Here is an 11,934-nt window from a genome sequence, read left to right on the forward strand (position 1 = left end):
TCAGGCACCCAGCTCAGCCAATCGACTCTTCACAGTGCTGTGCAGCTGCCGGTCCTCGGCGTCCCGCTGCCGCAGTCGTTCATAGCAGCCCATGAAGTCCCGCAATACACGCAACTCGTTCTCAAACCGACCGGCCGCGCAGTACGCCAGGGCCAGCACGGCCAGCACCCGGACCTCGTTGGTCGGCGCACCGGACTCGACATAGCAGACGCGGGCCGCCTCTCCGTGGATGGCTGCCTCGTCCGGCCGCTCCAGCCTGAGATGGCAGTCCATCAGCACGCGGTGCAGCGCGCCCCGGTTGTACGGCGTGCTCGCCCGGGTCATCAGCTCGACGGCGAACGCCTCCCGCTCGAGAACCCGCTCCGGCTCTCCCAGCTCGAGGTGACAATGAATTTCCGTGGGTAGAGTCGCAGCCACTCCGCGGTCATCGGCCAGATCTTCGTAGAGATGTCCGGCGACCGTCGCGTGATGCCGCGCCGCCTCCCACCTCTCCAGGTCTTCCTGCAGGACACTCATCTGCTGGTGTCCGTTCGCCGTCTCCAGCTGGTCACCGATACTTTCAGCCACGGTGATCGAGATAGCCAGGCTGCGTTCTGCGGTTCCGAACTTCCGCAGCTTCCGTTGGATGTTGCCCAGCACCCGATGACACACGGCCTGATACCGCGTGCGTTCAGGCTCGTCCAGCTCGTCCTTCGTGATCTCGCAGGCAGAGGTCAACAAGCGTTCCGCCGTGGGCCACGGGCCGTTGCGGGTGTGGTAGCAGCACAGGGCGAGCGGCAGGCGCCACCGATATGTGCTGAAGGGCGTAAAATCTGGCGAATCCAACACCGCGAGCAGGACGTTGTGCTCATTCTCAAACCACCGTCGTCCATCGGCCTCGTTCGCCGGGCCAGGCAGCGGTGCGCCCTCGGCGGCCAGGAGATCGTCCGGGAGCTCCCGGCCAGAGCGAAGAGCTCGGTCGCAAAGCCGTGCAGCCGCCAGCAACCACCCCAGCAACCGCTCCCGGACCGCGGATACCTCTGCTGCCGGCAACTCTTCGACCGCGCGTTCCAGGGCGAAAGCCCGAACCAGGTCGTGGAGGTGAAACCGGTTCTCCGGCAGCGGGTCGAGCAGGCTGCCGCGCAGCAATTCGTCTACAGCTTCGTGGGCCAAGGACGCCGGCAGTCCCGACAGGAACGGGATTACCTCCAAGGCGATCGCGGGTCCCGGGTGGAGAGCGCTGATCTGCAGCACCCGGGCTGCCTCAGCGGACAGCGGCGCGTACGACAAAGCGAGTGAGTCCCGCAATGTGGTCTCTCCTTCGGGTTTCGCGCCCAGCATCGCCGACGCCGAGCCCAGCCGGACCACCAGGTCTTCCAGGCTGGCGCCCGGATTCAGCTGCGCTTGCGCGGCGACCAACCGGACCGCCAGCGGGATTCCCCCACACGCCGCCATGAGCTTCGCCGCCGCGAACGGCTCCCCCTTGGTCCTCTCCACGCCGATGACTGAACGCAGGACTTCCAGACTCGCTTCGAGGGTAATCGGACGTAAGGCCAGTACCTGCCCGCCTGCCACAGCCGGCATGGTAGCGGCGGCGCGCGTCGTGACGATAGTGCGACTGCGTTTCCCGGCCGCCAGTAGTTCCGTCACGTGTTGGTGATCGCGGGCGTTGTCGATGACGACCAGAATCGCGCGTGTGTTCACCGCCGTCCGATACGCAGCCAGCAGGCCACCGCCGGCGCAATCTGCGACCAGGATCCCGAGCTGCCTCGCAAAGTCCGTCAGAACAACTTCTGGCCGGACTGGGCCAGACGAAGAGAAGCCACCCATGTCGGCAAAGAGGACCCCATCGGGAAATTGCGCGGCCACACGGTGTCCCCATTCGACGACCAGCTCAGTCTTGCCCAGGCCACCGAGTCCACTGACCGTGACGCCCCGGATCCCGCTGCCTGGGTCGGTCAGGGTGTCGAGGACGTCGAACTCGGCATCACGGCCGTACACCTTTGACCGTACCCACGGGAGCGGGTGTGGCACCTGCACCCTCACAGCCGTTGATACACGCGTGGCTTGGGCGATCAGGGCTTTGGCTTCTTTGCGAAGCAGCCCGGGCGACAGTGAACCGAGATCTCGGGGCAACTCCAGGCGTCGGCGGAGGTCGTCGGCGATCGCGCTCGACCGACCGCATCGAGCCCACGTCTGCCACAACTCGGCCCGAATCTCGTCGTCGTGCGGGAACAGGTCACCGGCTCGCTTTGCGTGGACGGCGGTGTGTTCCGCCCCCTCCTGTTTCGAGGAAAGCTTGATCAGCTCAAGAAAGGCCCGGCGTCCTTCGGCGTGCAGCGCCGACACCTCGTCGCGGACCCAGCGCGGGTCCAGATCAGCCAGCGGCAGCCCTTGCCAGCAGTCTGTAGCCTCACGCAAGAGAGGCAGCTTCCGGTACGCGGGCAGTCCAACACATCTGCCGATCCCGGTACGGAACCGCCATAAATCAACCGCGTCCCGCGCGATCACCAGCTGCAGCCCGGAACGGCCGTTCTTTCCCACCAACTCGAATCCCGCGCTGGCTCGGAGCCTCGCTCGGTAAGACCGCAGTGTCGCCGAGCCATCCACCCCGAGGCGACGAGCCAGCTCGGTGGAAGCAACCTTGCCTCCCGCCGCGGCGATGATCGCCAGAACAGTTGCCTGGCGGGGTTCCAGATGCACCGCCTTGCCGTTCACCGTCAACCGCACGGAGCCGAGAATCCGCAGGTCGACCGTAGGTTCATCCATGGTTATCCAGTGAACCAGACCGGCGCCTAACTGTCCTCGCCCGATCGGGTCGCAACGCTTTCGCCACGGTTTCCGCAACGCCCGGCAGAGACATTTGGCAGCGTCCGGAACAACGCTGAAAGAGGGAACCATGAGATATTCGAATCCAGAAGGCTTCGCGCCATGGTGGACGACTGGGTACAGCATGCAAACCTGCGAAGTGCGGCGCGTAGTCCTGGCAGTGATACACAGCGTGGCGGCAGGCGAGCGCGCGAGCGCGGCGGTACGGGCGATCGAGGGGGAATCGGGGGTCCAGGTCGTCTTCACCCGGCCTCCAAGTCCGGTCGAAGACCTCGTCGGGGACTACTTCATCACGATCGGCGCGCTCACCACTCCATGGGAACGCGCGATCCGGGAGCGATTCGATCTCGTGATCACGGCCGATCCGGCCGGGGTCGGATCGGTGAGTGGCCCATTGCTGGTACTGCCCGAGGTTTCGGTGGACGGCGAGATCGTCGGTCACGACGGCCGGTGTTGCGTCGCCGCGCTGATGCGTCTTGTCCGGCGACGACCGGGCCGAGCCCAACCGGTACTCATTGGCCTGCCACATCTCCGGGCTGTGGCCCGGCTTCAGGCCGCGGCACCGGAGGTGGGCCGACACGCGGTCGTCATCGGCGACCCAAGGTACGACGAGCTCCTCGACGCCTGCACCGGGCCGGCGGGGATCCACCGCGGCCAGCGACTTGGCCTTATTTTGTCAGCCCAGGGCCCCGGCTCGCTGCTCGGCAGGTCCCCTGCTGTCCTACGGCGGCTCGCCACAGATCTGCCAACGCCAGGGATCCGACTGGTCTGTCGGCTAGCCCCAGAGGTATGGGCACGGCACGGCAGACGGCAGGTGCTGGCTTGGGCCGGGCAAGTGGCACGTGAGCGGATGGAGTTCCTAGCGCCCGAACACAGCTGGCACGCTCTCGCCGCGACAGCCGACTTCGTCGTAGGCGACCACGGCCACGACACCGCGTATGCTGCTGCGGCAGGAAAGCCGGTGTATATGGCTAATCCCGTTCCGAAGACCGTAACCGGCTCGCTCGGCGAAGCGGTCGCCAAGTACGGGACGGTCTTGGACCCCTCTGTGCCATTGGCGTCTCAGTTCCGCTGGACGCCACGGCCCAGCTTTCCGGTTGCCCGCCGGATCACATCCGCGCCGGGGCGATCCGCCTTTTTGCTACGCAGACAATGCTTCCGTCTGATGCGGATCACCAACCCGGCTGACCACTAGATAAGGAGAATATTCCATGTCCACCATCCGAAGGATCATCAGCTGCACTCCCGACGGAAGCGGCGGCACCGGTGACCGTGCCTGGCCGTCCAGGACCGGTTGACGATCGACTCCGCCGCACGAACGGACGGCCCGGACGCACCTCATGGGCACTCGGGCCGTCCCGCGCAGCGAAATCGGCGGGCCGACCGCAGCACCTCGGGACTGGCACCGCTCAGCGACAGGTGCCGGATCGCAAGCACTACCACCGACATGTCGACAGCCGGCGCCACCAGAGGTGCCACCCAGGTCGGCACATCCAACCGGAGTGCCAAAGTCAGGAGGTTGCCGAACCCAACAGGAAGGTCAGCTGGACCACCGCGCCCGCTATCGCCGACTACTGCCAGCGGAGCACCACCACGTTCCAGCGGCCGACTCACCGGGACCACCATGCCGCAGAGCCCCGCGAAGGGCATCAACAGCCCGCCGCTACAGCACAAAGCAGCGCAGGTCAGGTTGTCGGAGTACTCTAGCCTCGACAGATTCGACGACAGGATCCGACACCTGTGAGCCCGAGGGGAGCCCGAGAGCGCACGGACAGGACGACACCCGTTGACATTTGTCGACACCTAGACGTCTGCTAAAGGTGCTCCGGCCAGACGAAACAGTCTTGTCCGACATCATTCGGCACCATCCGACACCGGCGGCCGCGTGCTCTTAACCAGCGGGTTCGGGGGTCGAGTCCCTGATGGCGCACAGTCAGAAAGCAAAGCCCACCAACGAATTATCCTGATTTCAGTGGTGTCGTTGGTGGGCTTTGTTGATCTGTGAGCCCGAGGTGAGGCCGCCGAGGGTCCGGCTCAGGCTCTCGCCAGCACAGATGAAGCGCGGACCGTGTCCCGCTGCCCGGCGTCGTCCTTGCCGGGTAGAAGTAGCACCTGACCTGCAGATCTTCCGTCCTCGACGAAACTCTAGCGAACGACCATCTGGACGCGATCATCTCGCCCACGAACGGGCCCGCATGGGTGACGACATACGGCAAGGGCGACGTAGGGTACGAACTCGGTTCCTCAACGACTGCCGCAGTCGCCGGGTACCCGGACATCACCGTGCCCGCCGGATACGCGGGTGAACTGCCTGTTGGCCTGTCGTTCTTCGCAGGACGCTGGTCGGACGCATCTGTGCTTTCGCTCGCGGCGGCGTTCGAGAAAGCGGAACCACCCGACATGCACCGAAGTTCCTGCCGACACAAGCAGACTGACGCGCGTCCTGTCTGAGAAACAGGTGACGTGACACCAGCGCGCGGACTCCGCTGCCACGACGATCGGGACCTCGAATCTGCGTGCAAGCGAAGCAGTGCGCGGGCAGCGCGGCGCTGCATAACTGCGTGACCGAATCTGTGACGCCATTGCCAGGGTTGTCTCGGTTCGACCACCGCATCTCAAGGCGAGCACCATGGGTCTCCACGACGTGGTTCACCGCGTCCTGCGGTAGCGGCTGATCAACCCAAGCAAACCGGGCACCACCTCGATGGGGATCATCCCGAGCCGCTCCACGACCGAAACTGACGCGGAGTTGCCCTCGTCAACCTCAGCCAGTACCTCCGGCAGCCCAAGTCGGCCGAGAGCGTAGTCCACGACGGCGCGGGCGGCCTCGGTGGCGTACCCCCTGCCCCACGCGACGGGTGCCAGACTGTAGAAGACTTCGAGCCCAAGGCTCTCCAACGGCCGCAGTCCCGCCGTGCCGACCAGATCGGTCCCATCAGCCTCTCGAATCATCCAGAGGCCATACCCGGCCGCGGCGAAGTCCCGCATGCTGTCACCGATGGTCCGGGTGATCTCCTCAGGATGCAGTGTCTTGCCGTCGAACAGGAATCGCTGCATCGCCGGTTCAGTCCAGTGGATAAGCAACCAAGAATAGTCTCGCGTGGTCACTGGGCGCAGCACCAGACGTTCTGTCGTCAGGACATGGCTCATGCTTCACAGGCTACTGGCCCCTGCGGCAGTGAATCTCATTAATTACGGATGTGTTACAGCGTCGCCAGATCCAGACCACAGGCGCAAAGGAACGCAAGATCAGCTGGAGTTGCCGAATAACGGCATGGCTGAGCCACACATACATGTCCACGATTGATTTTCCAGCCACTGATCCAGGTGGGCGGATTCACGCGGTGGTTGCAACATCGGTTGTTGTTTGGTGTGAAGAGTAGCTTCCGTATGGCTTGGGCGGGTGATTGCCGTCGAGGGTTTTGCGGGGTCGGTCGTTGAGTTGGTTGGCGACAGCTCGGACGTAGTCGCATCCACTCATGTTGAGCCGAACTGCGGGTCCAACCAGGTATCACTCGCGATGAGTCGGCTGAACTCGGTCGCGGTGATCAGCCAAGTCGTGCTGGCGCGACGAGCGCAGACCTACTCTGGCCGGTCCTCGCGGTTTCGGGCCCGTCCTGACCGACGGCGCCGGGGTGTATCCGAGCCGTCATGCCAGCACCGGTGAGCTGCGCTAGACCGAGCCTGTGCGGGAGCATCTGGCAGCCCGATCATCGGTCCGGCCGAAGCAGCGTAGGCGTATGGCCGCGGCCGGACGATGGGCCGTTGATGTTCACCTGTTGTGAGTTGCTCCCGTGCTGACGTCGACCGAGAAGGAGTCGGTGGTGAGTTTCCCCCCGCCTTGCCATAGTTCGAACCCTGCCTCGACCCCGATCAGGTACCACGTTTTTTGGACGTATCCGCGGCTGACCGCGTCCGCGGTGATGTTGTCGATGTCCAGACTGTTGACCGATGTCGATGAATTCGTCAGCACGTAGGAAACCGTGGGACCGCCGCGCCACACATCGAAGGACAGTCCGTCCAGCTTGGCGGTCGCAACCTTTGAGCCGCGAGGTTGCACATGCCCGTTGCGCGCGAGCCACACCATCATCTCTGCGCCGTCGGGATGCTTCGAGGTGGCCGGTGTCCGGTTGAACCAGATGTCGTAGGCGACGTCGTAAGCACCGGCGCCGGTTTGGGTGGTATGCCAGCTGGTCCGCACTTTTCCGGTGGTCATACCGGCGACCTGCACCGGTAGGCCGCTATTAGCGGTGCAGTGACCGTAGTGGCATCCCTTGTAGATCGACGGGTAGGCGCCGGGCGAGCCGTTGGTGGCGTTGGAGATCGATGAGTTCGCCACCGTGAAGTCGGCCTTGCCGTCGGTGGTGACGCACTCCGACGCGCTCGAGTTGAACTCGTTGTTCTGCACGATGTACGAACCGCCCGCGACCGACGCGGTGTCGAAACGGCACAGCGACGTGGTGGCCGCTGTCTCGGTGACGTGCGCAGCGTACGCTGCCGTCTGCGCTGGCAGCATGACAAGCGCTGCGATAGCGAGAACACACGCTTCCTTTCGCATGAAAACTCCCTGTCATCGTGGCAACTCGCAGACCCGCGCAGATGCGGATCAAGACGGGTTGAAGCCTGGTGAGCTACGGAACACTTAGGCCAGTTCGACAAGCGGGAACGCACGATGGCGGCGCGGTGGCATGAGGAAGTTCTGGCGGCGAGTGGTGGTGATGAATCGTTCGAGGCCGTGCTCTTCCTCGTCCAGGGCGAACTCGTCGAGCAGGTCGATCGATGCCTGGTTGCGACGTAGGTCCTCGAAGAAGTCCGCGCTGGGGAAGAAACCGGAAAACTGCAGTTTCGGTGCGTTATGCCCGGACGTCGTGTCCATGGCATCGAAGCCAGGGCCGTCGATGCGCAAGTGGACAGGGCGCCCATCAGCGGTGCGGCCGGAGCGGTGCAACGCGGAGACATGCCCGACTCTGCCGAACTGCTGGGCGCTGCTGCGCGCATAGTCAGCCCCACGGAACACGTTCGGCAGAATACCGCCACGGCTGTCGGTGCCTCGCGGGCCGCCTCCGTCGCGATACGGGTCCTGCGGGTCCTGCTCTGCCGACGGCGGAGACTGGAACATGTACTGCACTCTCTCCGAGAACTGTTCCCGGTGGTCCGCGGCGGGCTCGTCCTGGTTGTCGCCGTCGAGGTAGAACTGCTGCAGGTCCAGCAGAACGTGTGACAGGTGCTGGATCGCACCGTTGTCGAAGTAGTCACCCGCTTCGGCGGTGGTGAGCTTGATGCCGTGTGCCCCGGCGAACGTCACATCAGGCGCGGGCGCACTCGCGTCCACTTGTTGATCCGCGAAACCCATCCACATCGGGGCGAACGGGTTGACGAAGGAGGCGAAGGGCAGCCGTTCACGATCAGCGATCGAGCGCGGAAGCCCGACCTGCACGAACATCGCCCTGGTGGACGTGAAGGTCATACCGGCATCGAACCGGGGCGACCCGATCTGTCGTCCGGCCAGTTGATTACTGCCCGCGAGCCACTTGACGACGTCATTGACGTGATCGGCGTTGTCGGCACGGACTGTGAACAGGATGTCGTTGTTCTCGAGCCGCAGGGGAACCGCGAACTCCGGTCTGCGCAACGCCAGTGTCCGCGAGCCGGGTGCGACGTCGGTGGGGCCCGCCACGGCACGCTTGAGCACCGGCTGGCCGCCGTCCAGCGTGCGAGGCATGTGCGCGGTGACCACCGTTCGCGGCAAGCGTGCGAAGTAGTTGTCGCTGTACGCGACGTGAGTGAACACGCCGGCCGGGGTATACGGATAGTTAGCTTCGATCGAAGCTAACGCGTTCTCCATACGCCCCTGGTCCGCTTTCGTCGGCAGTCGGTCGAGGCGAGCGGTGACAAAACCAGTGAACACCGGCGGCAAGGACACTGCGACTCCGTCGACGGTGCTGGCTGGCGGCACGAACGCGGACAGGTCGAATTGGACGTCGGGAAATGCCGCTGTTGCCCACGCGAGACGGTAAGGAACTCTCGCGAACTCGTCGAACAGCTCCAGCGAAACGGTCGCGGCCAGTACGCCGAGAATAGCACCGCCGCGATGCATCGCCTTACGTCGCGACACGGGCATTGTCAAGATCGGCCGATGGACCGCGCCCACATTAGTGTTGCGGCGTCCCCGCATAGGACACACTGCGCTTGGGATTCCTGGGACGGGATCGATCACCACGGCCTCCACAACAGATCGAAATCTCCGGGTAAATAGGCATTCGTAAAGGCTTTCCTCCATCGTCCTGCAGGCAGGACGATGGAGGAGAATCCGAAAGATGGCAACAAAGCGAGTGCGTCGCTAAATCATGATCGATACCAGCACACGGTAACCAACATCACAGTTGAGTTCCATAGCGTTCGACACCATAAGGCTCCGCGCAAATATGGATGACACCAGCGGCTACAGTCGAGCGCATGACGGTGAAAAGATCATTTTGCCAGGCGAGTCGGTCGCACGAACGGCCGACCCGCCGGGCGCGAGAGTGGACGAGTCACCTGTCCACGGCACCTGCGGCGAGCTGGCCAGGGCAATCGCGACCGAACTCGGGATGACCATGCTGGCGACGACGAGCGCACCACTGGCGATACCGAGTCGCAGTGCCGCATTCTCTCGTTGTGGTCTTCGCGCAGTAGTAAGAAGCATCCTTTGCTCCCAGAGATCGGAAATGATGATCCATAGGCCGACAGGTGACGGTTCCGAAGACATCGTCCGTGAGATTCTATGCGGGACCGGATGCGTAATAGGGTTTGCATATCGATCCGTCGTAGTCGGTGGCAATTTCGAGCAGCCTGCCTCCATCCAGGGACGGAAGTAGCGAGGAGCTGTAATTCGGGCAGTAGTTGTTGGCCGGTGACGGCACGACCACCGGGGCGCCGATCATCGCCCAGCCACCAGTGCCGGTGTGGGTATTCACCAGTACGGTGCGACCGCTACCGGCAGCGATGGCGCCGCTGGGTTCACGTAGCTGCTGACCGACGACCCACAACTTGCCTCCCGCTGTCGCCAGATTGGGCGCATGGGTGAAGTACTGACCAGACTCGGTTCTGATCATCGTGCCCAGCCCCGCCGGGTCACCCCAGTTCGCCCCATCGGCCGACGTGCGATAGTAGGCCGCACAGTCATATTGATTGCCGGTACCGCACACTTCGTAGGTCATGTAGTAGCTGCCGTTGCCCAGCCTGCGGACGACAGGCATGCCTGGTCGTAGGCCGGCGTTCGCGACGGCGACGGTGTGGTAGGGATTACTCCACCTGACGCCGTCCGATGAGAACACCTCAGCGAGAAGCTGGCTGTGTCGGGGCTGCTCGGTCTCGTCGGCGTAATGACAGACCAGGTCTCCCTCTGCGTTCACCGACAGCTCGGGTTCCCACAAGCCACCCGAGTTTCCGGCGACACGGCACACGGACAGGAAAGACCAGGTGACACCGTGGTCGGGGCTTGTCCAAATACTGACTGTCATCCGCCGATTGGGAGCGTTCTGCCCGATGGCGGCGGACCACAACAGTGTCCCCGCAGGCATCGTGCCGATCTGCTGGGGCAATTCGAATATGCTGGAGCAACACAGACCGCCTGCCGCGGCGCGGTCGTGGATCGCACCAACCTCGTGGAAACTTTGCCCACCGTCGGCGCTGCGGTAGATCACGCCGACACCCCCGCCGCCGTCGAACCCGACAACACTGGCCACAACCATCCCGTTCGCTTCGCCGGAATGGCTCAGCCGTATGGCCCGCGGATACAGCCCAGTATCGTTCCGTAACAACGCGCCAGATGCGCGCGTGGATGAGACCTGCGTATGCACCTTGCCATGACTGGCTGCCGACGCATGGTGCGGGGGTGCCAGCAACAGCGTGATTGTGGCGGCCACCGCAAGTAACCGACGCCCCATCTTCGACTCCTTAGAACAAGGCTCGACAAGAACGGATCATTGTCTGCTTAGTAGGTTCGGTAAGCCATAAGACGTCGAACACACCAAGGCGAGCTGGCCGGAGTGCCTCGTTTCTCACGATTGATCTGTGAGGTTCCCCGTCGACGCCGAGCGCACCCAGTGCAGCTTCCCCGCGACCCGGAACCCGGTCTCGTCGAAATTCACCACCGGCGCCCCCGTGATCCTGCCGCGCACCAGTGCCAGGAAACCCTCCAGACCACCGGACGCGCGCCGGTTAACGGTGGACACGGCGCCTTCGCAGACCGGGTACCAACACCTCGGACAGGGCCTGAACCGTGCGTTCTTCGACAGGAACTGGCCCATGTAGAGATACACGACGATCGCGCTGATCCGAGACCCGGACCGCACCGAAGCTACCGACGGGTTTACTGACTCTCGAAGGGGCCCAAGTCGATCGCACCACCGACGACGCGCTCGTTGCCATCGATATCGGTGGAGGCGTGGTCGATAGCGGAACCTTTGTCCTTGATATCTCGTTTGGCGGCATACGCGCGGTAGTCGATGAAGTCCGCAGCCTTCGTCGATGAGTAGGGCCCGCGGCTGTTGTTGAAGTTGGTGTCGCGTTGGTTGAGGCTGGTATCAAGCAGTTCGAGGTTGTTGGAGAAATGCTCAGCGGTACTGGCGCCGCGTTGGTAGGTTTTCGCGTTGGATTCGGTGCGAACGAGAATATTGTTCCGGATTGTCGTGTTGGTGTTGGTGAGATTGAATTTTTCGAGGTTGACGATCTGGTAGCGGAAGCCACTGATGATCAGGTTGTTGTCGAGCGTGACGCCGCTCATGCTGCCCAGATTAATGCCCTGGCTATCATAGGTTTCGCAGACGTTGTTGCGGAACGTTATGTCACGGATCTGATAGCTGCTTGCGCTGTTGTTCTGCGCAATCAGGCACTGCCGGGACACTCGGAGGCAGTAGTTGTTTTCGATCAGCGTGCCCGCCGACTCGGAGCCATTGTTGTAGGTCTGGAAGCAGTCGACGTGCGGATGGCGATTGCCGCTGGAGAACTCGTTGATGTCGTGGATGTAGTTGTAGCGGATGGTCTGGTGGCCCCAGAACCGCATGCCATCGGTGTCGTAGCTGCCGCCCAAGTCATTGTGCAGGTCGTAGATGTTGTTGCGTTCCACGACGGTTCCGGCGCCGT

8 protein-coding genes and 1 pseudogene are annotated in these 11,934 nt (G+C 63.4%); 2 read left to right on the forward strand and 7 right to left on the reverse strand.

The window, feature by feature from the left end:
- Positions 1-2,748 carry an AfsR/SARP family transcriptional regulator gene (locus QMK34_RS34940; RefSeq protein WP_326418978.1) on the reverse strand — a complete coding sequence of 916 codons (2,748 nt, stop codon included), beginning with the start codon at positions 2,746-2,748 and terminating at the stop codon, positions 1-3.
- Between the two features lie 232 nt (positions 2,749-2,980).
- Here QMK34_RS34940 and QMK34_RS34945 point away from each other — a divergent pair, with 232 nt between their 5' ends.
- Both QMK34_RS34945 and QMK34_RS34950 read left to right on the forward strand, forming a co-directional pair.
- Complete coding sequence (locus QMK34_RS34945; RefSeq protein WP_326418980.1) at positions 2,981-4,003, forward strand: hypothetical protein; 1,023 nt, start codon at positions 2,981-2,983, stop codon at positions 4,001-4,003.
- Positions 4,004-5,007: 1,004 nt separating this feature from the next.
- A complete protein-coding gene (locus QMK34_RS34950) occupies positions 5,008-5,259 on the forward strand; it encodes a hypothetical protein (RefSeq protein ID WP_442785276.1) in 252 nt (83 codons plus the stop codon).
- 198 nt (positions 5,260-5,457) lie between these two features.
- On the opposite strand, the gene QMK34_RS34955 is transcribed toward QMK34_RS34950, so the two are convergent.
- The 6 genes and pseudogenes from QMK34_RS34955 to QMK34_RS34980 form a co-directional block, all read right to left on the reverse strand.
- Positions 5,458-5,958: a GNAT family N-acetyltransferase gene (locus QMK34_RS34955; protein ID WP_326418981.1), complete on the reverse strand. Its 501-nt coding sequence runs from the start codon at positions 5,956-5,958 to the stop codon at positions 5,458-5,460.
- Between the two features lie 622 nt (positions 5,959-6,580).
- Positions 6,581-7,366, reverse strand: coding sequence for a GH12 family glycosyl hydrolase domain-containing protein (locus tag QMK34_RS34960; protein ID WP_326418982.1), 786 nt, complete (start codon positions 7,364-7,366; stop codon positions 6,581-6,583).
- Positions 7,367-7,450: 84 nt separating this feature from the next.
- On the reverse strand, positions 7,451-8,929 hold the full coding sequence (locus tag QMK34_RS34965; protein WP_326418983.1) for a DUF7405 family protein: 1,479 nt from the start codon (positions 8,927-8,929) through the stop codon (positions 7,451-7,453).
- Positions 8,930-9,569: 640 nt separating this feature from the next.
- Positions 9,570-10,715 (reverse strand): exo-alpha-sialidase, encoded by a 1,146-nt coding sequence (locus QMK34_RS34970; protein WP_326418984.1) that lies wholly within the window; start codon positions 10,713-10,715, stop codon positions 9,570-9,572.
- A 135-nt stretch (positions 10,716-10,850) separates the two neighbouring features.
- Positions 10,851-11,024, reverse strand: a complete 174-nt coding sequence (locus QMK34_RS34975; protein WP_326418985.1) for a hypothetical protein — start codon at positions 11,022-11,024, stop codon at positions 10,851-10,853.
- A 137-nt stretch (positions 11,025-11,161) separates the two neighbouring features.
- A pseudogene (locus QMK34_RS34980) lies at positions 11,162-11,934 on the reverse strand (hypothetical protein); the annotation flags it as partial.

It is taken from the genome of Amycolatopsis sp. H20-H5 (assembly GCF_035828755.1).
In the GTDB taxonomy this organism is placed as follows: Bacteria; Actinomycetota; Actinomycetes; order Mycobacteriales; family Pseudonocardiaceae; genus Amycolatopsis.